Annotated in this window: 18 protein-coding genes; 4 read left to right on the plus strand and 14 right to left on the minus strand. The window is 60.9% G+C overall.

Annotated features, from left to right (window positions below; genetic code table 11):
- Window positions 1-2,073: autotransporter domain-containing protein (locus Q1B40_RS23080; protein WP_299820305.1), on the plus strand; the 2,073-nt coding region annotated here is incomplete at its 5' end.
- Between the two features lie 88 nt (window positions 2,074-2,161).
- Here Q1B40_RS23080 and Q1B40_RS23085 read toward each other — a convergent pair.
- The 4 genes from Q1B40_RS23085 to Q1B40_RS23100 form a co-directional block, all read right to left on the minus strand.
- Window positions 2,162-2,578 (minus strand): VOC family protein, encoded by a 417-nt coding sequence (locus tag Q1B40_RS23085; protein WP_299820308.1) that lies wholly within the window; start codon window positions 2,576-2,578, stop codon window positions 2,162-2,164.
- 148 nt (window positions 2,579-2,726) lie between these two features.
- Window positions 2,727-3,908, minus strand: coding sequence for a DUF459 domain-containing protein (locus Q1B40_RS23090; RefSeq protein ID WP_299820311.1), 1,182 nt, complete (start codon window positions 3,906-3,908; stop codon window positions 2,727-2,729).
- A gap of 36 nt (window positions 3,909-3,944) precedes the next feature.
- Window positions 3,945-5,216 carry a lytic murein transglycosylase gene (locus tag Q1B40_RS23095; RefSeq protein ID WP_299820314.1) on the minus strand — a complete coding sequence of 424 codons (1,272 nt, stop codon included), beginning with the start codon at window positions 5,214-5,216 and terminating at the stop codon, window positions 3,945-3,947.
- 76 nt (window positions 5,217-5,292) lie between these two features.
- The gene (locus tag Q1B40_RS23100; protein ID WP_299820317.1) at window positions 5,293-6,759 is read right to left on the minus strand and encodes an outer membrane beta-barrel protein; all 1,467 of its coding nucleotides are present in this window, start codon (window positions 6,757-6,759) and stop codon (window positions 5,293-5,295) included.
- A gap of 193 nt (window positions 6,760-6,952) precedes the next feature.
- Here Q1B40_RS23100 and Q1B40_RS23105 point away from each other — a divergent pair, with 193 nt between their 5' ends.
- The 3 genes from Q1B40_RS23105 to Q1B40_RS23115 all read left to right on the plus strand — a co-directional run bounded on the left by Q1B40_RS23105 (window position 6,953) and on the right by Q1B40_RS23115 (window position 9,823).
- The gene (locus Q1B40_RS23105; protein WP_299820320.1) at window positions 6,953-7,966 is read left to right on the plus strand and encodes an SIS domain-containing protein; all 1,014 of its coding nucleotides are present in this window, start codon (window positions 6,953-6,955) and stop codon (window positions 7,964-7,966) included.
- 169 nt (window positions 7,967-8,135) lie between these two features.
- On the plus strand, window positions 8,136-8,903 hold the full coding sequence (locus Q1B40_RS23110) for a MotA/TolQ/ExbB proton channel family protein (RefSeq protein ID WP_299820323.1): 768 nt from the start codon (window positions 8,136-8,138) through the stop codon (window positions 8,901-8,903).
- 65 nt (window positions 8,904-8,968) lie between these two features.
- Window positions 8,969-9,823: a flagellar motor protein MotB gene (locus Q1B40_RS23115; protein ID WP_299820326.1), complete on the plus strand. Its 855-nt coding sequence runs from the start codon at window positions 8,969-8,971 to the stop codon at window positions 9,821-9,823.
- A gap of 28 nt (window positions 9,824-9,851) precedes the next feature.
- Here the strand turns inward: Q1B40_RS23115 and Q1B40_RS23120 are convergent, their stop codons facing one another.
- The 10 genes from Q1B40_RS23120 to Q1B40_RS23165 all read right to left on the minus strand — a co-directional run bounded on the left by Q1B40_RS23120 (window position 9,852) and on the right by Q1B40_RS23165 (window position 21,285).
- Entirely contained in the window at window positions 9,852-10,307 is a 456-nt protein-coding gene (locus Q1B40_RS23120; RefSeq protein ID WP_299820329.1) for an NfeD family protein, read from the minus strand.
- A complete protein-coding gene (locus Q1B40_RS23125; RefSeq protein ID WP_299820332.1) occupies window positions 10,304-11,290 on the minus strand; it encodes an SPFH domain-containing protein in 987 nt (328 codons plus the stop codon). The genes Q1B40_RS23120 and Q1B40_RS23125 overlap by 4 nt, the downstream gene beginning before the upstream one ends.
- Before the next feature lie 206 nt (window positions 11,291-11,496).
- The gene (hemH, locus tag Q1B40_RS23130) at window positions 11,497-12,588 is read right to left on the minus strand and encodes a ferrochelatase (protein ID WP_299820335.1); all 1,092 of its coding nucleotides are present in this window, start codon (window positions 12,586-12,588) and stop codon (window positions 11,497-11,499) included.
- Window positions 12,589-12,781: 193 nt separating this feature from the next.
- Window positions 12,782-14,020, minus strand: coding sequence for a phenylacetate--CoA ligase family protein (locus Q1B40_RS23135; protein WP_299820338.1), 1,239 nt, complete (start codon window positions 14,018-14,020; stop codon window positions 12,782-12,784).
- Window positions 14,021-14,050: 30 nt separating this feature from the next.
- Entirely contained in the window at window positions 14,051-14,905 is an 855-nt protein-coding gene (locus Q1B40_RS23140; RefSeq protein ID WP_299820341.1) for an ABC transporter ATP-binding protein, read from the minus strand.
- Window positions 14,906-14,966: 61 nt separating this feature from the next.
- The gene (locus tag Q1B40_RS23145) at window positions 14,967-16,298 is read right to left on the minus strand and encodes an ABC transporter substrate-binding protein (RefSeq protein ID WP_299820344.1); all 1,332 of its coding nucleotides are present in this window, start codon (window positions 16,296-16,298) and stop codon (window positions 14,967-14,969) included.
- A 120-nt stretch (window positions 16,299-16,418) separates the two neighbouring features.
- Window positions 16,419-17,495 carry a branched-chain amino acid ABC transporter permease gene (locus Q1B40_RS23150; protein ID WP_299820347.1) on the minus strand — a complete coding sequence of 359 codons (1,077 nt, stop codon included), beginning with the start codon at window positions 17,493-17,495 and terminating at the stop codon, window positions 16,419-16,421.
- 10 nt (window positions 17,496-17,505) lie between these two features.
- Complete coding sequence (locus Q1B40_RS23155) at window positions 17,506-18,459, minus strand: branched-chain amino acid ABC transporter permease (protein WP_299820350.1); 954 nt, start codon at window positions 18,457-18,459, stop codon at window positions 17,506-17,508.
- Between the two features lie 16 nt (window positions 18,460-18,475).
- Window positions 18,476-19,303, minus strand: coding sequence for an ABC transporter ATP-binding protein (locus Q1B40_RS23160; RefSeq protein WP_299820353.1), 828 nt, complete (start codon window positions 19,301-19,303; stop codon window positions 18,476-18,478).
- Window positions 19,300-21,285, minus strand: a complete 1,986-nt coding sequence (locus Q1B40_RS23165; protein WP_299820356.1) for an AMP-binding protein — start codon at window positions 21,283-21,285, stop codon at window positions 19,300-19,302. The genes Q1B40_RS23160 and Q1B40_RS23165 overlap by 4 nt, the downstream gene beginning before the upstream one ends.
- Window positions 21,286-21,643 lie beyond the last annotated feature (358 nt).

Below are 21,643 nucleotides of genomic sequence, written 5' to 3' on the forward strand. Positions count from 1 at the left end.
ACCGGCAGTCTCACCAAATCCGGTGCCGAGACTCTGACCCTTACCGGCACAAACACCCATACCGGCGGCACGACGATCTCGGCCGGCACGCTGAAGGTCGGTGACGGTGGTACGAGCGGCAGCCTCTCCGGCGATGTCACCAACAACGGTGCCCTGATCTTCAATCGCTCCGATGCACTGAGCTATGACGGCGAAATCTCCGGCACCGGCAGTCTCACCAAATCCGGTAACGGGACACTGACCCTTACCGGCACAAACACCCATACCGGCGGCACGACGATCTCGGCCGGCACGCTGCAGGTCGGTGACGGTGGCACAAGCGGCAGCCTCTCCGGCGATGTCACCAACAACAGCGCCCTGACCTTCAGTCGCTCCGATACACTGAGCTATGACGGCGTGATCTCCGGCACCGGCAGTCTGACCAAATCCGGTAGCGGGACACTGATCCTTACCGGTAGCAACAGCTACACCGGCGGCACGACGGTTTCCAGCGGCAAGCTTGTGATCAACGGCAGCACCGGCGCGATGACCTTGAACGGCGGCACACTCGGCGGCTCCGGCACGGTCGGCAATTTGGCCACCAATTCCGGCAGCACGGTTGCACCGGGCAATTCCATCGGCACCTTGAATGTCAGCGGCGACACAAGTTTCGCCTCCGGCTCCATCTACTCCGTCGAAGTTGACAAGGACGGCAACTCCGACAAGATCGTTGCCACGGGCACAGTTGCCATCGACAGCGGCGCGACCGTCAGCGTCTCGCCGGAAAACGGCACGGACGATGGCTTCACTTATTCTGTCACGACCACCTACACGGTGCTCACCGCAAACACGGGTGTCACCGGCACCTTCGGCTCGGTCACCGATACCTTCGCCTTCCTCGACTCGTCCCTCAGCTATGATGCGAACAACGTTTATTTGAAGCTGTTCCGCAACGATTTCTCATTCGCCTCCTCGGCCAGAACGCCGAACCAGCGTGCGACAGCCGGTGCTCTCGATACGCTCGGATTCGGCAATACTGTTTTCGACGCCGCGAGTGTGCTCAGCGAAGCCGATGCCCGCGCCGCCTTCGACAGTCTGTCCGGCGAAGTCCATGCCTCCGTGAACACCCTGTTGATCCGGCAGAGCGGTCTCGCGCGCGATGCCGTCAGCGATCGCATCCGTACGGCCTTCGACAGCATCGCATCCGGCGAGATGGAGCTGATGGCTTTCAACGGAGAAGGCGAAGCGCCGACCGTCTCCGGCGACGGTCCCATCGCCTGGGGGCAGGCCTATGGCAACTGGGGCCGGAGCAAGGGCGACGGCAATGCAGGCACCATGGACCATGTCAGCGGCGGCTTCTTCATGGGCGTGGACACCAGCCTCTTCAACGGCTGGCGCGGCGGCGTGATGGCGGGCTACGGCAACACCAGCTTCGATGTGGACGCCCGTGCATCGTCAGGCAGTGTGGACAGCTACACACTCGGCGCCTATGCCGGCAATCAGTTCGAGGCTCTGGGGGTCCGCGTGGGGGCCAGCTATGCCTGGCACGATGTCTCCACCAGCCGGAGCGCGACCGCCGGAACGCTGCAAAACACGTTAAGCGCGGACTATTCCGCCGCCACCGCGCAGCTCTTCGGCGAAGCCGGGTTTACCGTCGATACACACGTTGCCCGGTTCGAGCCTTTCGCCGGCGCGGCCCTGATCCATCAGCGCAATGACAGCTTCACCGAGACGGGCGGCGCCGCAGCGCTCTCCGTTGCCGCCGCTTCGCAGACACTCGGCGTCACCAGCCTCGGCCTCCGCGCCGAGCAGCAAGTGGCTGCAGGCGACGCTTTCACCGTCTCGCTCAACGGCTCTCTCGCCTGGCAGCATGCCTTCGGCGATCTCGATGCCACTTCACTGATGCGGTTCGACTCCGGCGGCGATGCATTCGAGATTTCGGGCATGCCCCTGGACAGGGACACCGCCCTGATCCAGACCGGCCTCAACCTGGACTTCGGCAAAAACGTCAACCTCACCGCCAGCTACAACGGCGGTCTCGGCATCAACGCCCAAAATCACGCCTTCAACGCCAGACTGGCCGCAAGGTTCTAGAGCCTGTCGCGTTCAAGCAGATTCATGGATTCAGGAAGACGCTCGAGACAGCCATGTCAATGCGATATCTAAGCCCGTGTAACCCGTGTTATCCATCCCGGCCGGGTTCGTCCGGATCGCTGGAAAACAGTGCGATCTTGTTGCCTTGAGGGTCCCTGAGGTAGCCAACATAAAAATGAGGCCCATACGCGTCACGGAAGCCGGGCTGGCCCTCGTCAAAGCCGCCTGCCGCAAGCGCGGCGGAGTGAAGATCACGAACCTGCTTCTGATTCCTGGCCTCGAACGCGATCATTGTACCGTTTCCAGCTGTGGCCGGATGCCCATCAAAGGGTGGTTTAACGTAGAAATCCGGCAGAGCGGCAGACTGACCCGGCTGTTCGGGCAGCGCGTAGCTCAGGCCCTCGGGCCCTTCCTCCAGTTCGTAACCAAGGGCTGGCAGGAACGCGGAGTAAAATCGTTTCGCACGCGCAATATCATCAGCGCCGACGGTAACGTAGGCAATCATCCAGCGTGTTCCTCTCCGGAGGCATCGTGAAGGCAACGAATTTGCAGCATGATGGTAGGCCGACACAGCATTCGGCTCAATAAACTCTGCACGAAATGATGCATGGTAACCGTTGAGGCATATTGCGGCTGTGGCTGAGACTGCGTCTCTACGACCCGCTCGCCGCAGCATCCCCGAGCGCCGAAGCCCCTTCCACCGGCATGCGCGGATCGTCGACGCGGCCGGGGACCGGGGGCAGCGGTTTTCCGGTGACGAAGAGGCCGTAGGCCGCGCTGTTACGGTCCATCTGCGCATCTTCGTCGCCGCCGAGAAGCAGGGTTTCCGGCGAGGTCGTGCGGCCGGTCAGGACGATGAAGTTCGGATCGTCCTCCACCCCTTCAAAGGCCAGTCCGCCATAGCCGCCCAGAAGCCGTGACAGCTCCCGTTCGACGAAAAACGCCACCTTGCGGTAACCGGCCCAGGTGAAATCGATCCTGTTGTTCGCCCGCAGCCTGGCGTTCTTGCCGTCGACATCCGGTCCATAGGAGGAATAGCTGCCGTCATCGGCCAGGAAAATATCCCAGATATCGACGTATCGAACCCGCCTGTCTTCGGCAGCGCTCTGGAAAATCGAATTGAGCTGGGTGAAATCGCCATTGAGGAGTTCCTGATTGGTGGGCGGCAACCCCGCCCAGACAATCGGCTTTCTCTCCTGCCGGACCACACGGATAAGCGCGTCGATCTTTTTGCGGTAGATGTCAAGCCACTCGGCGGTCATGAACTCCACCGGCGGCTCGCCGGGAAAGGACTTGCCGATATCCTGCTGTCCGATCATCACGACGACGGCCTTGACGTCCGCGCCGCGGATCTTCGACAGTACCTGGGCCGACCAGTCCGGCGCGGTGTCGCCGGCAAAACCGGCCGTGTCTTCCGTCACCGCTTCAACGCGTATCTGCTGTTTGTCCGCCAGCGTAAACTTGAGGCCGTCCGCTACGCCGCGCGCCATCCGGTCGCCGACCACCAGGATCAGCCCCGCATCCGGGTCCTTCGGCATGACCTGGAATTTGGGCGGTGTCCCGGCGGGCCGGGCCACCTGCCGCTTGCGTGTGCTGGGAGGCTGTTTCTGTGCGGGCTTGCGCTCCCGTCCGCCGCCGAAGAGCCGTTGCAGAGGCGCGAAGGGATTGAACCCGAACACACCGTTCTGTGCGACGACAATCTCCTTGCCCGGCGCATCCTGCGCCAGGGCCGAGGGAGGACCACCGCTGAAGACAACGAGTGAAAAAGCAACAGCCAGCCCTGCTATCAATCTCGATGCATGGCTGGCTCTGTTTTTCCAGGGTCGGATGGTCACACCGGGCTCCTGATGGAAAGGGGTCTCGGGCCGACTTTACCCGTCCATCTTCAGATGCGCCAGCAGAACCACGGAGGCATAGCCGTCCGGCACAAGCCCCCTGGAACTCTGATAGGCGCGGATGCCCCTCCGGGTCGCCGGTCCGATCTTGCCGTCGGCGGTCCCCACGGAAAACCCGCGGCGGTTGAGAAGCGCCTGCAATTCCGCCGTCTCGGAGCGGTTGAGCGGCATATGCTCCCGCGACCAGTCGCCTTCCAGCGTGCCGCCGCCAATGATGCGATCCGCCAGAAGGCCGACCCCGAGAGCATAGGCGGTCGCGTTGTTGTAGCGCTTGATCACATAGAAATTGCGCAGCATCAGAAACGCCGGTCCGCTGGCTCCGGCGGGCAGCACCAGGATGGCGTTGTCGGAAGGCCGCGGAAAACCCTTGCCGTTCGAACGACGGATGCCGTAGCGGCTCCATTCACCCAGGGTCAGCGTCTTGTCGCCATCGGCCATGTGATAGTCGAAACCCGCCGGCAGCTTGACTTCGTAGCCCCAGGTCTTGCCTGTCTGCCAGCCGTGCTTGCGCAGATAAGCTGCCGTGGAGGCAAGGGCGTCGGGGATGGAAGTCCAGATATCCCGGCGGCCATCACCGTCATAATCGGCCGCATAGGCCTTCCAGCTGGACGGCATGAACTGCGTATGTCCCATGGCGCCCGCCCAGGAACCTTCCATGTCCTGAAAGCGGACATGCCCGGCCTGGACGATACCAAGAGCGGTGACCAGTTCCTTTTCCCAGAAGCTCTTGCGGCGCGGCGCGGCATAGGCCAGCGTCGCCAGCGCCTGCACCACGTTGTGGCGACCCATGAAGCCGCCGTAGTTGGTTTCCATGCCCCAGATCGCCAGCACCGCCTCGCGGTCGACCCCGTAACGGGCCTCGATCTGCTTCAGGACAGGCCCGTATTCGTTCAGAAGCTTGCGGCCCTTCTCGACCCGGTCTTGCGACACGGCGCTGTCGAGATAGTCCCAGATCGGTTTGACGAATTCCGATTGCTTGCTCATCAGGCGCAACGTGTCGTCGTCCGGCTGCATGCCGGTAAAGACCGCGTTGTATGTCTGGGAAGAAATCCCGGCCGCCTTGGCCGTTGGCCAGAACCCGGAAATAAACCGCTGAAAGCCCGCGTCGGCCTGCGCGGGCAGAGCCCAGACGATCAGACCGGCTGCGACAGCCGTCATGCAAAGAAAACGCGACAGGACGGTTTTCAAGGTTTTGACGAAGTGGGCAGAGAAATTCACGTTTTCTGTATCGCGCACAAAGATCCGCATCAGGGCCTCCTTCAGCCCGTTCCGTATTTGCTTCTGCCCCCGCACCATCAATGGTCTTGTTTAGGTTACCGTAGAGTTAATGCCGGAATCTCAAGCCGGCTTCAACCGCATTTTCCGAATAGTCGCTGTCTGCCTGGGAACTGTCAAATCGGCTGTGGGTGTAATCGGCGGTCAACGCCACGTTGCGTGTCAGGGCAAATGTTAGTCCGCCGAAGCCGCTCAGGGTGTTTTCCTCGATCGAAACACCCTGGTAGGTGCGGTAGCTGTAACCGAAGCCTGTCTCCGCGACGAAACGGTCGCTGAAGGCATGAGCGAGGCGAACATCGCCGGAATAGATGATCGAACCGCTTGCCCCGTCGATATCGGTTGCCTCGAAACTGGTTCCCGCCCCCGCCGTGACAGTCGTCAGGCGGCTCGGCGACCAGACCAGAGACGCGTCCACCACAAGCCCCGAAAGGTTTTCCAGCCTGCTGTCCTCGATATCCTCAATCCGCCAGCCGGCGCCCACTTCCCCGGAGATCTTCGGGCCGGAGGCCACGGTCAGGCCGCCCCGTAGCTGATAGCCGTTGGCGTCACGCTTTTCGCAAAGGCTGTCGCTGCAGCTCTGATCGTAGCGCCGCAACAGCAGCGAGCCTTCGACGAAGGGCGACAGAACACTCCCGGTATTACCGTCCAGCCGCAGATTTGCCGAATAGAGCGTGTTGTCCCGTCCGCTTTCCGAGCTGCCGCCATCGGTTGTGTAGGTATTGCGATCAGCGTCGAAAGAGGCGGTTGCCGCGACCAGGCCGATCGCTCTGGTGGCCCCAAGGCTGGCCGAGATCGTCTGGACATGATCCGTGCCGGAGGAGGATTCCGCGCTGCCGTCCTCTTCCCTCGAATAGGTGTAGCCCAATCCGCCGTTCATTTGCGTCGCCTCGCTGATATCGAGGCGCAGATTGGCCGCTGCCGAGACCGAGGTATCATTGTCGTCAGGCGATTCCGGGTAGCCGGTATAGGAACCGCGAAAGGACATGTCGAGCTGATGCCGGGACCAGCCGGACGTCAACGACACATCCGGCGACAGATTGTACAATCCGCCCGAAGTGCCGTTCGCCGACCCGGAGGTATTGTCCGTCCAGCCCGAGGACACCGTCAGCTGCGGTGTCAGGGTGAAGGAGCCAAGACGAATACCGTCCGCCGCGTCGAAGGACGTATCGCCGTCGAAGACGGTCGCATCGACCAGCGCTTCCGACAGGGGAACGGCGCGGTCGACTGCGGCCAGACGGTCGGAAAACGGTCTGATGGCTTGCGCCCGGCCGTTGGTTCCAAGTCCGCTCGAGCCTGTTTCCGCCTCGGCGCTGTTGATCGTTCCCCTGAGCGGATAGATGTCGGCTTGGGTGGGATTGCGCGTCTGGCCTTGCGCCACCGCAGCTTCCGCGTTGTCTGCAGCCAGCGGGTCATCCGGATCGCCCGCGCCCCTCAGATCCGACGCAGCCGTCTGCGCAGCCGCCGGCACGGCCTGCAGGAAGGCGGAGCAGATTATAAGGAGCAGGATGCCGCGCATGAACAGTCAGAACCGGTCGGTTTCAGGATCCGGTTCAAACTGAAGAAGGATGGTTAATGCTTCGTTTCTTTTTCGCAAAGTGGCATGCTGAAAGAACTATATCGTTTAAATCCATTTAGGAACTGACAGCTTCTTGATCCCGAACAGGGAGTAGCCTAGAGCTAAGGTAACAGAAATAATAAGATCGCGTATCATGACCAACCCCTTGCTCGACCCTATCGCTGACGATGACGTGGACATGACCTCGCTCTGTCTGGTTTCCGCCGAGCGCACGCTCGAAACGGAAATAGCCGGATTGAGCGCGGTTCGGGCCGCCTTGAAAAACGGTCTTGCCGGACCGTTCCAGCAGACATTCGATCTCATTCGCAACAGCAAGGGCCGTGTCATCCTGACAGGCGTTGGCAAGAGCGGGCATATCGGCGTCAAGCTTGCCGCCAGCCTTGCGTCCACCGGAACGCCGGCGTTTTTCGTGCATGCGAGCGAGGCGAGCCACGGCGATCTGGGCATGATCACGGAAAGTGATGTTGTCCTTGCGCTTTCCTGGTCCGGGGAAACCCAGGAGCTTGCAAGCATCGTCAGCTATACAAGGCGCTTCAAGGTTCCGCTGGTTGCCATCACCTCGCGCCAGGACAGCACCCTGGGTCGTTCGGCTGATATCGTCCTGAAGCTGCCGAGCGTGGCCGAAGCCTGCCCGCACGGGCTTGCCCCGACGACCTCGGCGCTCATACAGCTGGCGATCGGCGATGCCCTCGCGGTGGCGCTTCTGGAAGGCCGTGGCTTCACGGCACAGGATTTCCGTGTCTTCCATCCGGGCGGCAAACTCGGTGCGAGCCTGAAAACCGCAAGGGACATCATGCATTCCGGCGACCGGATGCCGCTGGTATCCGCTTCTGCCCCGATGAGCGAAGGCATCGTTCTCATGACGCAGAAGGGATTTGGTGTCCTCGGCGTCACGGACGAGTTGAAACAGCTCATCGGCGTCATCACCGACGGTGACTTGCGCCGCCACGTCTCTTCCAACCTTCTGGAAAAGACGGCCGGCGAAATCATGACCCGGGCACCGAAGTCCGTGTCACCGACCACCCTGTCCGCCTCCATACTGGAGCTGGTGAACAGCCTGGCGATCACCTCCGTGTTCGTTGTTTCGGACGGACGCCCGGTCGGTATCGTCCATTTGCACGACCTGCTGCGGATCGGCGCCGCCTGATATCGCGCGCCGGCAACTCTTTTCTCCGTAAAAATACGGTGACGCCTGGAAAAAGTTACCTTCCAGCGCGACAATGCGCGTGGCATTAGGATTTGATTAGCCATAGCGCTCTTACACTGCGTCCAAGTTTCAATGGCTTTAGAGCCACAGACCTTGGTGTGTGTACAGAATGGATCTGGCGACCCTAATTGGAATTGTTGGTGCCTTCGGCATTGTCATAACCGCAATTTTTATTGGCGGAAGTTTCGGACAATTCGTCGATGTTCCTTCGATATTGATCGTGATCGGCGGCGGTCTCGCGGCAACGCTCATCAGATTTCAGCTCTCCGACATTGCCACCGCTTTCGTGACCGGATTCAAGGTTGCCCTCGCCGGTGGCGGCGTGAAACCACGCGACCTGATTTCAGAAATCACCAATCTTGGCGAGATCGTTCGCAAGTCCGGCCCTCTCGGACTGGAAAATGTCGATGTATCCGACCCGGTCCTTGCCAAGGGCGTTCAGTATATCGCCGACGGCTACGAGCTTGAGTTCATCAAGGAATCCATGGAGCGCGAACGCGACCTTCAGCTCTCGCGGCTCTCCGAAGGCAAGCGCGTGTTCAAGGCGCTGGGAGACTCGGCTCCCGCATTCGGCATGATCGGTACGCTGGTCGGTCTGGTGCAGATGCTGGCGAACATGGACGATCCGGCTGCCATCGGCCCGTCCATGGCCATTGCGCTTCTCACCACGCTCTATGGAGCGCTCATCTCGAACATCATCTGTCTACCGCTGGTGGACAAGCTCGACGCAAAATTCGATGTCGATGAACTCAATCAGACCCTGATCATCGACGGCGTCTGCCAGATCCGCGAATCCAAGAGCCCGGCGCTCATCAAGGAAATGCTTGTGGCCTATCTTCCGGAAAAAATTCGCGCGGAAATGGTGGAAGCGGCGTGATGCCAACGGCAATTGACAGAGACTTGGTCAATACGGCTGGCATGAGACAGCAAGGGCGTTAGGCAATGGCGAGGAAAAAACCGCAAGGTGGAGGCGGCGCGCCTGACTGGCTGGTGACATTCGCCGACCTGATGTCGCTGCTCGTGTGCTTCTTTGTTCTGATCATTTCCTTTTCCATTCAGGACAAGGAAAAACTGCAGGTCGTCGCAGGGTCCATGCGCGAGGCTTTCGGCGTAAAGGATACCGCCCGGAAAACCGGCATCATCGAGGTCGAGGGCATACCGATCCGCGACTACATGAAGGATGTCAGCCAGGTCGATCAGGAGCTGGATTCGGATTTCGCCCAGGAGCGCCACGAAAAGCGGGAGGCGCAGGGCCCGGAAGCCAACACCCACGACACGCTGGAAGCCGAGATCGAAAAGCCCCGCCAGTTTGCCACGGCGGCAGCATCCTTGCGGCAGGCCTGGCAGGAAATGCCCGAAATCACGGAGATCTCCAGCAATATTATCCTGGAGGAATCCGAGGAGGGGCTGAACATCATGCTGGTCGACCAGGACGGCCGCTCGATGTTCCGTGAAGGCTCGAAATATCCGTACGAAACCACCCGCCGCCTGATTGCCAAGATGGCGCCGGTTCTGTCGCAGATGCCGAACCGTATCGAAATCTCCGGCCACACGACCTCCGGCCAGATGACCGCAGACCCGGGCTATACAGGCTGGGACCTTTCAAGCGAGCGCGCGAATATCGCCCGGCAGATCCTGTCCGAATACGGCGTTCAGGAAGACCAGTTCTACGCGGTTATCGGAAAGTCGGATACGGAACCGCTTTTTCCAAACGATCCCTATCTTGCAGCCAACCGGCGGATCGGCATTCTCCTGAAAGCCGAAGAACCGCCCTTGCCGGCAGGTCACAACCCCTAGGTTTGCGAACCAAATACGGTAGCGACCGTCACTTGGCCTGCGAGACGACCAGCCGCGCGCCGTCGATGGCATCGACACGCACCTTTGTGCCCGCTGGAAGATCCGGACCGGTGATCCGCCAGATCGTATCGTCGATGGAGAGGTTCCCTGCCCCTTCGTTCAACGGCTTTGTGAGCGTGAACTCCCTGCCGATATAGCGGCTGCCCCGCTGATTGAGGCCCGGATCGCCTTTTTCCGATGACAGCCGGGTCATCAGACGGCGGCCGATCAGCAGGCTCACCAGCGACAGCACCAGAAACAACCCGACATGGACCTGCCAGCCGAAGCCGAAGGCCAGCGCCACGACACCGACCACCAGCGCCGAAACCCCGAACCACAGGAAGATCGTGCCCGGAGCGAGAATCTCCAGTCCCAGCAGGATGAGCCCCAGAACGAACCAGCTCCAGGGTCCCAGATAGGCGATGATGCTTTCCGTCAGGCTCACGCGTTCTCTCCGTCGGAACCGCCTGTATCGGGAATACCCGACGCAGTCCTGCCCTTGCGCCTGTCATCGCTGAAGGCTTCCTTGGCGATTTCCCCTATCCCGGAGAGAGCCCCAAGCAGCGACGTTGCTTCCATCGGCAGGATCAGCGTTTTCTGGTTTGGCGATGTGGCCAGTTCCTTGAAGGCCTCGACATATTTGTTGGCGACGAAGTAGTTGATCGCCTGAATATCCCCGGCCGAGATTGCCGCGCTGACCATCTGGGTGGCCTTGGCTTCCGCCTCGGCCTCACGTTCGCGGGCTTCCGCGTCGCGAAACGCGGATTCGCGCCGGCCTTCGGCCTCCAGGATCAGCGACTGCTTCTGACCTTCCGCCTTGAGAATTTCCGACTGACGTTTTCCTTCGGCCTCGAGGATGGAGGCACGCTTTTCGCGCTCCGCCTTCATCTGCCGCCCCATCGCATCGACCAGGTCGCGCGGGGGGTTGATATCCTTGATCTCGATACGGGTGATCTTGATGCCCCAGGGCTCCGCGGCCGCATCGACGACACGCAGGATCTGAGCGTTGATCTCGTCCCTGTTCGACAGAAGACTGTCCAGGTCCATCGATCCCATGACGGAACGAATGTTGGTCATGGTCAGGTTGAGGATTGCGTTCTGCAGTCCCAGAACCTCGTAGGAAGCCCGCGCCGCATCGAGCACCTGATAGAACGTGACGCCGTCGGCCGTGACGCTCGCGTTGTCGCGGGTGATGACTTCCTGCGAGGGAACATCCAGCACCTGTTCCATCATGTTCAGCTTGTGGCCGACCTTGTCGATGAACGGAATGATGAAATTCAGACCTGGCATCAGGGTCTTCCGGTATTTCCCGAAGCGCTCGATCGTGTAGTTGTAGCCTTGTGGAACTGTCTTGACCCCGGCGAAAAACACCAGAACGACCAGCACCAGGAGGGCAATCAGGAAAATATCAAATCCTGCGAGTGGCATTAACAACTCCCATAAGCTCTTAAAATAGAACGGGCATTATGCGCATTTTCAAGGCTCTGTGCCAGCGCATTCGCCGAGACCGGCAACATCGCCCGGCAACGCCCGCGATTGCCGCAGGAGTCTGAAGATCGATCGCCACAAACATGTGACGATCATGATTCTTTCGAAGTTTCACTCAAGGCATTCCAAAGGCGCGCACCTTCGGATCAGATCCAGCCGCCAAGTTCCCGGCGCACGACATGCTCGATCACTTCCATACCCAGGTCGCTCTCATTGAGGCACGGGATATGGCTGAAATTCTCGCCGCCGTTTTCTTCAAAGATCTCTGCCGCTTCTCCGGCGATTTCCTCAAGCGTTTCAAGACAATCGGCGACAAAACCGGGATTCATCACAGCGATATTCTTCACGCCGTCTTTTGCCAGCTGTTCCACGGTCTTGTCCGTATAGGGCTGCAGCCATTCCTCCGGGCCGAAACGCGACTGGAACGTGACGCGAAGCTTGTCTTCGTCCCAACCGAGAACGTTGCGCATCAGCCGCGTGGTTTTCATGCAGTGGCAATGGTAGGGATCGCCGCGTTTGAAATACGACTGCGGAATGCCGTGATAGGACGTCAGGACCACGTCCGGCGTGAAGTCCAGGCTCTCCACATGCTGCTCGACGGACTTCGCCAGCGCTTTCACATACACGGGATCGTCGTGATAGGGCGGCACGGTGCGGATGGCGGGCTGCCAGCGCATGTCCAGCAGCGTCCGGCACACCACATCGTTGACGGTCGCGGTGGTGGCTGCCGCATACTGCGGATAGAGCGGAAACACCAGGATGCGGTCGCAGCCCTCGTCCTTGAGCGCCTTCAGCCGGTCGGGAATGGAGGGCTGTCCGTAACGCATCGCCCAGTCCACCTTCAAACGGCCGCCATCGTCGCCCAGCATTTCGCTCAGCCGGTCCGACTGGTTGCGGGTGATCGTGCGCAGCGGCGACTCGTTCTTCTCTTTGTTCCAGATTTCTTCGTAGGCCTTGCCGGATTTCCCGGGACGGGTCATCAGGACGATGCCGTAAAGGATCGGATACCAGATCGCCCGCGGCCACTCGATAACGCGCTTGTCGGACAGGAATTCACGCAGGTAACGGCGCATGGACCAGTAGTCGGTGCCGTCCGGCGTGCCCAGATTGACCAGCAGAACACCGACCTTACCGCTTTTGACGACAGGATGGCCCTGCGGCAGACGGACATTCCGATACTCTCCGGCCAGACCGGTTACCGGTTCTTCTGCAGGGGGACGAGGTGGTTGAACGGTCATGGGCGGGACTTATCCTGAAATTTTTGATGCTGTGCCGCTTTACATAGTTCAGGCCGGCAGGAAGGCCAATGCGGCAAAGAGCATACGCCCGGAAATTCACCTGGATCACAAAGGATAAACCTTTTCCAATCGCCTGGCACTCGACAGCCCCCCGCAAGCAACTGGCCCACGCCTATCTTTCGAGATGCGCTTGTCAGCCGTACTCCCGTTCGTCGGCGATCACCTTGCCGTCGTTGGGCAGGCCTCCGGGAGACACAAGCTGCACCTCGCCCTTCAACCGCGTCACCTCCTGCAGGGTCGCCGCGACCCGTTCGGAAAGGCCGTTGCCTGTCTCTTCCGTTTCCACAGCAAGCGTCATGGCATCCATTTCTCCCAGACGGCTCACTGCAAGGCGCGCCTTGTGGATTTCCGGATGCGCCGACACGATCTGCGCAATCTGCGCCGGGTCGACGAACATGCCCTTGACCTTGGTCCGCTGGTCCGCGCGGCCCATCCAGCCGGCAAGCCGCATGTTCGTGCGCCCGCAGGGCGACTGGCCCGGAATGATCTTGGAAAGGTCCCCCGTGGCAAACCGGATCAGCGGGTACAGGCTGTTGAAGTTGGTCACGACAAGTTCGCCCACCTCGCCTTCGGCAACCGGCTCCCCGGTTCCCGGCCGGACGATTTCAACGATGTAGTCCTCGTTGACAACCATCCCCTCCCGGGCGTCGCTCTCATAGGCGATGACACCGAGATCCGCCGTGGCATAGCACTGGCTGACCGCAATACCCTGCGCTTCGTATTCCGCGCGCAGCGAGGGAAAAAGAGCCCCACCGGAGACGAGAGCCTTGCGGATGGACGACATGTTCCGACCCTGCTCGCGGCCCCGGTCCAGGAGCACCTTGAGATAATCCGGCGTACCGACGAAGCCCGATGGACCGAGAATCTCGACGGCTTCCGCCAATGTGTCCGTATTGCCCGTGCCGGCCGGAAACACCGTGCATTCAAGCGCGATCGCGCCCTGATCCAGAATGAAGCCGCCCGGCGTCAGGTGATAGGAAAACGCGTTCAGGACCACATCGCCCTTGCGGAACCCCGCCGCATGAAGACTGCGCGCCCCGTTCCACGGATCAAGCCCGGGAGCCTGCGGTTCCCAGATTGGGCCGGGAGACATGAACACCCTGGCGGCAAGCGAGAGCTCGCCCGCCAGAAAGCCACCAAAAGGCGGGTTGGCACGCTGCTTTTCCAGAAGCGCTGATTTGCGCAGCACCGGCAGCGCGGCAAGGCTCGCCCGGTCTTTCACGGAGCCCGCAGCGTGACCTTCCAGATGCGCCGACCAGGCCGGAGAATTGGCGACCGCGTGGGCCAGCAGGTCCGGCAATCTTGCAAAAAGATCCTGCTCGCGCTGAGCCGGCGCCTGCCGCTCGCGCGCGTCGAACTGAGTGTCGCTCATGGTTATCTCCGCCTGTAAGAACCCGATAGATCAGGCCAGCCAGCGCTTCCGCCGCTTGTAATGTTTGACGTTCCTGAACGAGCGGCGGCCTTCGCCACCCACGCCCAGATAGAATTCCTTCACGTCCTCGTTCTCGCGCAGCGCCTTGGCGTCGCCGTCCAGAACAATGCGGCCGGATTCCAGAATGTAGCCGTATGTGGCGTATTTCAGCGCGACGTTCGTGTTCTGCTCCGCCAGCAAAAAGGAGACGCCTTCATTCTTGTTGAGCTGGCGGACAATCTCGAAGATTTCCTCCACCAGCTGCGGCGCCAGACCCATGCTGGGTTCGTCGAGCAGGATCATCTTCGGACGGCTCATCAGGGCGCGGCCAATCGCGCACATCTGCTGTTCGCCGCCGGAGGTGTAACCGGCCTGGCTTTGCCGGCGCTCACGCAGGCGCGGAAAATAATTGTAGACCATCTCCAGGTCTGCCTTCACCGCGCCATAGCCGTCCTTGCGGGTATAGGCCCCGGTGAGCAGGTTCTCTTCGATGGACAAATGCCCGAAGCAGTGCCGACCTTCCATCACCTGGATGCAGCCCCTGCGGACCAGATCGTTGGGTGACAAAGCCTGAACTTCCTCCCCCTCGAACACGATCTTTCCCTTGGTCACTTCGCCGCGTTCCGCCCCGAGCAGATTGGATACCGCCTTGAGGGTCGTCGTCTTTCCGGCGCCGTTCGCACCGAGAAGCGCCACGATGCCGCCCTTGGGAACCGTCAGCGAAACGCCTTTCAGCACCAGAATGACGTGGTCGTAGATGACCTCGATATTGTTGACCGTCAGGATCGTTTCGGCCGCTTCCGCCGCCGGTCCTGCGCCGCTCTGTTCGATATCCGCTAGTGTCATTCCATGCTCTCCTGAGAGGCTCCGCCGCGCGCAAGTCACGCGCGGCGGAGCGGACTGCCGATCAGTTCGGGCAGGGTTCGGTACGTGCCGGCCAAGGAGCGTTCTTCTCCGCGTACTCCTTCGCGGCAGCCTCAAGCAGCGGACGGACGAGGTCGGTCATCGGCTCGATCCAGTCGGACGCCTGTTGCCACTTCTCGCCGTTCCACTGCTGGATGAAGACCGGATGGCTGCCGGCATGGTCTTCGCAGGTCACCTTCATCGGGTGTGCAAAGCCTTTCAGGCCCAGCTCTTCGAGGCGGGCCTCGTCGAGATCAAGGGCTTCCAGGCCCATCCGCATGTCCTCGCCGGTGATGACCTTCTTGCCGGTCAGCTCCTGCGCGGTGCGAATGCCTTCCGCGATGATGACGGAGTTCAGGACGCCCCGGTTATAGAGCGTTCCACCAACGGAAGCCGCGTCCGTGGAGCTGAGACCAGCGTCGATGACATGCTCCTGGATATCGGCGAGTGCCGGGAAGTCGCTGCCGACACCGGAAAAGTTCATCGCCTTGTAGCCCTTGGCGCCATCGCCGCCGGCCGCCGCATCGTCGTCACCCGCGGACCACCAGACACCGATGAACTTGTCCATCGGGAAGCGGATCTTGACGGCTTCCTTGATGGCGGTCGGGTTCATCGCGCCCCAGCCCCACATGACCATGTAGTCCGGACGGTCGCGCCGCACGTTCAGCCACTGAGAGGACTGGTTCTGCATTTCGGCACCCGGCACCGCATACTGCAGCAGTTCGAAACCATATTTCTCGGCAAGCTGCTCCAGAAGCGGGATCGGCTCGCGGCCGTAGCCGGCATCCAGGAAGATGTAGCCGATCTTCTTGCCCTTGAGGTTTTCAAGTCCGCCTTCCTGCTGGCCGATGTACTTGATCACCACCGACGCACCGTCCCAGTAGGTGTCCGGAACGTTGAAGACCCACGGGAAGACGTTGCCGTCCGCAGCAGCCGAAAGGCCGTAGCCCATCGACAGGACCGGGATCTTGTCGACACTGGCTTTCGGGATCAGCTGCAGCGTGATGCCGGTGGAATACGGGTTGTAGACCAGCGCGCCCTTGCCCTTGGTGGCTTCATAGCACTCGACGCCTTTCTGGGCGTTGTAGCCGGTCTCGCATTCTTCCAGCTCAAGCTTGACGCCGCCGATGCCGCCATCGCGCTCGTTCAGCATTTTCAGATAGTCATGCATGCCGTTGGCGATATGGATGCCGGATCCGGCATAGGGTCCCGTGCGATAGGTCAGCAGCGGCACGTAGTTGCTGTCCTGCGCCTGGGCTGCCGGTGCCATGACACCGGTCAGTCCGACGCCGACCGCAACGGCCGCTCCGATAGCGAGTTGCTTGAAGTCTCTCATGTTTTTCCTCCCATACGGCGCAAGTCAATAAACGCCGCCGGACCTGTTGCGCCATTCCTCACCGGCCTGGTCCAGGGTCCGGATGGCGTTGCGAAAAGACTGGCAGTCCCCGGCCTTGGCCTAGTAGGGGAACGGCCAGACCCTGAGCTTTTGTTTTGCGATCTGCCAGAGCCGCGCAAACCCGTGCGGCTCGGCAATCAGAAAGAATATGATCAGCGCCCCGACAATCATGAAGGTGGCGTGTTCGACGGTCTCCGCCGCGATATCGATGCCCAGCAAACCCGGAACGAATTTCAGCAGCACCGGCAGGATCCAGATGAACGCCGCGCCCATGAATGCGCCGCCAAGACTGCCGAGACCGCCCAGGATCACCATGAACAGGATCTGGAAGGACAGGCGGATCGAATAGGAGGACGGCTCGGCCGCGTTCAGCCAGAAGAACACCATCATCGCGCCCGCGACACCGCAGATATAGGACGACACCGCAAAGGCCATCAGCTTGGTCCGCAGGGGCCGCACACCCATCAGTTCGGCGGCGATGTCCATGTCGCGGATCATCATCCACGAGCGACCGATCCGCCCGCGCAGGACATTCGCCATCAGATAGGCGATGCCGGCGGTGATGCACAGCACGACGAAATAACGGGTAATCGGCAGCGCTTCCGCGCCGGTGACGATAAAGCCGAACATTTCCCGGCGCGGCACTTCGATCGCGCCGGAGGCATTGTAGTTGTAGAGCCACGGAATGCGGATGAAGCACCATTCCAGGAAGAACTGCGCCGCCAGCGTCGTCACGGCCAGGTAAAGCCCCTTGATGCGCAGGCTCGGCAAGCCGAACACCGCACCGATGGCGGCCGAGAACACACCCGACACCAGCACCATGACGATGACATTGGCGTCCGGGAAGATGGACGTCAGCTTGTAGGCCGCATAGGCGCCAACGCCCATGAAGGCCCCGGTCCCCAGCGACAACTGCCCGCAATACCCCGTCAGGATGTTCAGCCCGATCGCCGCCAGGGCGAACACCAGGAAGGGGATCATGATGGAGGTCAGGAAGAAATCATTGGCAAAGGCGGGAATGACCACAAAGGCAATGATGAGGATGACGGCCATGCCGATCCGGTCCTGCAGGATCGGGAACAGCGCCTGATCGGCCTTGTAGCTCGTCTTGAATTGTCCGGCTTCGCGATAAAACATGAAAGGCTCTCTAAATCCGCTCGATGATGCGTTCGCCGAACAGGCCCTGCGGCCGGAACAGAAGGAAGACCAGGGCGATGATGTAGGCGAGCCAGGATTCGACGCCGCCACCGACGAGGCCGCCCCAGTAAAGCTCGCCGATCTTTTCGCCAAAGCCGATGATCAGGCCGCCGACAATGGCGCCCGGGATCGATGTGAAGCCACCCAGGATCAGCACCGGCAGCGCCTTGAAGGCGACGATCTCCAGCGCGAAGGACACGTCGGACCGCGCGCCCCACATGATGCCGGTCGCCAGCGCCACCAGCCCGGCAGCAAACCAGACGATCGCCCAGATCTGGTTGAGCGAGATACCGACCGACAGCGCCGCCTGGTGATCGTCGGCCACGGCCCTGAGCGCGCGTCCGATACGGGTCTTGTTGAAGAAGATGCCGAGTGCGGTCACCATGATCACCGCGATGACCGCCGCAGCGATGTCGATATGCTGCAGGATGATCAGCCCGCGCTCGCCGATCTCGAACGCCGTCGAGCCGGTCGGCAGACCGAGTTCTTCGGTGATCATCTGCTTGGGCTCGCCGCCGAAAACGAACTCGCCGAACCCGACGAGGAAATAGGTCAGTCCTATGGTGGCCATCAGCAGGATGATTTCCGGCTGGTTGACCAGCGGCCGCATGACGATCCGCTCCACCCCGTAGGCCAGAATGCCCATCACGAAGACGGTCAGAACCAGTGCCATATAGGCCGGCACGCCGTTTTCGTGAAAGCCCACCAGAGTCAGCGCGGCGAACACCACCATGATGCCCTGGGCGAAGTTGAAGACGCCGGACGCCTTGAAGATCAGCACGAAGCCGAGCGCGATCAGCGCATAGAGAATTCCCGCGACGAAGCCTTCCCACAGCACCTGCAGAAAGAAATCCGGCATGTCGTACATTTGTACGAAGGGATCGATGAATATGTCGTAGAGCATGACGTTACCCCCTTCGTTAGTGACTGACGCCGAGATAGGCATCGATGACGGCCTGGCTGGCCTGAACCTCTTCGGGCGGCCCGTCGGCGATCTTCTTGCCGTAGTCGAGCACGACCACCCGGTCGGAAAGGTCCATGACGACGCCCATGTCGTGTTCGATCAGGGCGATGGTGGTGCCGAATTCCTGGTTCACATCGATGATGAAGCGGCTCATGTCTTCTTTTTCTTCCAGGTTCATGCCCGCCATCGGCTCGTCGAGCAGCAGCAGCTCCGGCTCCATGGCAAGCGCCCGGCCGAGCTCGACCCGCTTCTGCAAACCGTAAGGAAGTCGGCCGACCGGCGTCTTGCGGATCGCCTGAATTTCGAGGAAGTCGATGATCTCCTCGACCTTCTTGCGGTGCTCGATCTCCTCGCGCTCCGCCGGACCGCGCCACAGGACCTGCCAGAAGAAATTGCGATGCATTTTCAGGGATCGGCCGGACATGATGTTGTCCAGCGTCGTCATGCCCTTGAACAGCGCCACATTCTGGAAGGTACGGGCGATGCCCTGGCTGGCTGCCTCGTAGGGCTTCATCTTGCGCCGGACTTTCCCGCGCCAGGTGATGGTGCCTTCCTGAGGATGGTAAAAGCCGTTGATGACGTTGAGCATGGAGGTCTTGCCGGCGCCGTTCGGGCCGATGATCGCCCGGATCTCTCCCTTGAGGATGTCGAAGGAGATATCGGTGATCGCCTTCACCCCGCCGAAGGCCAGCGACACGTTGTCGACCCTGAGCAAAACCTCGGCCTCACCGCTTGCCTGAGGGCCTGCCGGCGTCAATGCCTCGTCGGCAACAAAAGCATTCATTCGGCGGCCTCCCTGCTGGCCGTTCCAGCGTCATGGAAAGCCATGTCGCGGATCTCGACCGTCGCTTCGATCGCGCCCTTGCGGCCGTCCTCGAAGGTCACTTCCGTCTTGACGTATTTGGTGGCCGAGCCGTCATAAAGCGCCTCGATCAGGGGCCCGTAGCGCTCGGCGATGAAACTGCGGCGCACCTTCTGGGTCCGTGTCAGTTCGCCGTCATCGGCATCCAGTTCCTTGTGCAGGATCAGGAAGCGCCTGATCTGGGCACCGGCCATCATCGGCTCACGCGACAGGTCCCGGTTGACCTGCTCGACATGGCTCTCGATCATTGCATAGACATCCGGATGCTGGGCCAGCTCCTGATAGGACGCGTAATTAACGTTGTTGCGCTCCGCCCAGGAACCGACGGCGGTCAGGTCGATGTTGATGAACACCCCGACCCGGTCCCGCTCATGGCCGAACGCCACGGCTTCCTTGATGTTGGGGAAGAACTTCAGCTTGTTCTCGATGTACTTGGGCGCGAACAGGGCCCCGCCCGTCAGCTTGCCGACGTCCTTGGCCCGGTCGATGATCTTCAGATGGCCGTTGTCGGCGATAATGCCGGCATCGCCCGTATGCACCCAGCCATCCGCCGTCTTGGTTTCGCCAGTGGCCGCATCGTTCTTGAAATAGCCGACGAAAACCCCCGGCGAGCGATACATGACCTCACCGCTTTCGGCGATCTTCAGCTCCACATCCGGAGCCGGCTTGCCGACCGTGTCGGCGAAGATCTCGCCATCAGGCTGCAGGGTGATATAAACGCTGGCTTCCGTCTGGCCGTAAAGCTGTTTCAGGTTCAGGCCGAGCGAACGGTAGAACTGGAAGATCTCCGGCCCGATCGCCTCCCCGGCGGTGTAGCCAACCTTCATGCGGGTGAGGCCCATGCGGTTCTTGAGCGGACCGTAGACAAAGAACTCGCCGAGCCGGTACAGCAGCCGGCCTTTCAGAGAAACCTCTTCGCCGTTGAGGATCTTTTCGCCGAGTTTGCGCGCCACGCCCATGAAATAATCGAACATGGCGCGCTTGGTCTTCCCGGCGTCTTCCATGTTGACCATGATCATCGTCAGCATGGTCTCGAAGACCCGTGGCGGCGCGAAAAAGTAGGTCGGCGCGATCTCGCGCCTGTCGACGTCGATCGTGTCCATGCCTTCCGGGCAGTTGACGCAGTAACCGGCCGTGAAGGCCTGCGCGAGCGAAAACACATGATCGCCGATCCAGGCCATAGGCAGATAGGCGAGCACTTCCTCGGTCTCGTCCAGATGGTCGAACTCATTGCCGTTGCGCGCCGAGATCACCAGGTTGTCGAAGGACAGCATGACACCCTTTGGGCGCCCCGTGGTGCCCGATGTATAGAGCATCACTGCAATGTCCGAGCCCTTGCCGGCCGCAAGTCCCTGTTCCCACTCGCTCTTGAGAGACGCCGATTGCGCCTGCAGCGCCCGGCCCTTGTCCTGGACCGTTGCATAGTCGTGCAGTTGGGAATGATCGTAGTCGCGCAGACCGCGCACCTCGTCATAGATCACATGTTTGAGCGACGGCACTTCGTCCGACATCGACAACAGCTTGTCGACCTGCTCCTGATCCTCGACGATCGCGAAGACGACTTCCGCATGGCCAAGCACATAGGCCATTTCTTCCGCCACGCTGTCGGCATAGACCGGGACCGGCACCGCGCCGATCGCCTGCGCGGCGACCATGGCCCAGTAGAGTCGCGGCCGGTTCGCGCCGACAATTGCGATCTTGTCTCCGGCCTTGAGGCCGAGCGACTGCAACCCGATGGAAAATGCGCGGATTTCTTCTGCCACCCCGGACCAGGTCCAGCTCTGCCAGATCCCGAAATCCTTCTCCCGGAACGCTGTCCGGTTCCCGAATACCTGCGCATTGTGCAGCAGGATCTTCGGAAAGGTGTCCTCCCCGCGCAGTGTAGCGCTGGCCGACCCAACCATATGTCGTTTCTTCCCCTGAAGCATCCCGCGTTCGAAGGAACGCGGACAAGATGCTTCATCCATTTTATGCGATCAACTTTTTCGCTTTCAGAAACTGAAAGCGGGTTGATCTTGAGCATCCCGCGTTCGAAGGAACGCGGACAAGATGCTTCATCTTCGTTCTGGAGGATCAACCCGTCCACGTTCATGCCGTGCATCGGGCCAATCCAGTAAGGCGCCCCGGTTTCTCCGGGATCGTTCCTGCCCACCCATGAAACGCCCTGCCGCCGCAACCTTCAACCGGTAATTTGCCGGAAGTTGCGCAACAGCCCGTTTCAGAGCCGACGACAGGAAGCTAGGGGCGCGGATTTGCAGCAGT

The sequence above is a fragment of the uncultured Roseibium sp. genome (assembly GCF_947496995.1).
GTDB lineage: Bacteria > Pseudomonadota > Alphaproteobacteria > Rhizobiales > Stappiaceae > Roseibium.

Excerpts from the sequence above, each read along its gene's own strand:
- Q1B40_RS23125 (WP_299820332.1), bottom strand. The coding sequence starts at position 11,290 with ATGCCACTCGCAGGATTTGATATTTTCCTGATTGCCCTCCTGGTGCTG.
- Q1B40_RS23105 (WP_299820320.1), top strand. The coding sequence starts at position 6,953 with ATGACCAACCCCTTGCTCGACCCTATCGCTGACGATGACGTGGACATG.
- Q1B40_RS23100 (WP_299820317.1), bottom strand. The coding sequence starts at position 6,759 with ATGCGCGGCATCCTGCTCCTTATAATCTGCTCCGCCTTCCTGCAGGCC.
- Q1B40_RS23155 (WP_299820350.1), bottom strand. The coding sequence starts at position 18,459 with ATGCTCTACGACATATTCATCGATCCCTTCGTACAAATGTACGACATG.
- Q1B40_RS23085 (WP_299820308.1), bottom strand. The coding sequence starts at position 2,578 with ATGATTGCCTACGTTACCGTCGGCGCTGATGATATTGCGCGTGCGAAA.
- Q1B40_RS23095 (WP_299820314.1), bottom strand. The coding sequence starts at position 5,216 with ATGCGGATCTTTGTGCGCGATACAGAAAACGTGAATTTCTCTGCCCAC.
- Q1B40_RS23115 (WP_299820326.1), top strand. The coding sequence starts at position 8,969 with ATGGCGAGGAAAAAACCGCAAGGTGGAGGCGGCGCGCCTGACTGGCTG.
- Q1B40_RS23135 (WP_299820338.1), bottom strand. The coding sequence starts at position 14,020 with ATGAGCGACACTCAGTTCGACGCGCGCGAGCGGCAGGCGCCGGCTCAG.
- Q1B40_RS23150 (WP_299820347.1), bottom strand. The coding sequence starts at position 17,495 with ATGTTTTATCGCGAAGCCGGACAATTCAAGACGAGCTACAAGGCCGAT.
- Q1B40_RS23140 (WP_299820341.1), bottom strand. The coding sequence starts at position 14,905 with ATGACACTAGCGGATATCGAACAGAGCGGCGCAGGACCGGCGGCGGAA.
- hemH (WP_299820335.1), bottom strand. The coding sequence starts at position 12,588 with ATGACCGTTCAACCACCTCGTCCCCCTGCAGAAGAACCGGTAACCGGT.
- Q1B40_RS23110 (WP_299820323.1), top strand. The coding sequence starts at position 8,136 with ATGGATCTGGCGACCCTAATTGGAATTGTTGGTGCCTTCGGCATTGTC.
- Q1B40_RS23145 (WP_299820344.1), bottom strand. The coding sequence starts at position 16,298 with ATGAGAGACTTCAAGCAACTCGCTATCGGAGCGGCCGTTGCGGTCGGC.
- Q1B40_RS23160 (WP_299820353.1), bottom strand. The coding sequence starts at position 19,303 with ATGAATGCTTTTGTTGCCGACGAGGCATTGACGCCGGCAGGCCCTCAG.
- Q1B40_RS23165 (WP_299820356.1), bottom strand. The coding sequence starts at position 21,285 with ATGGTTGGGTCGGCCAGCGCTACACTGCGCGGGGAGGACACCTTTCCG.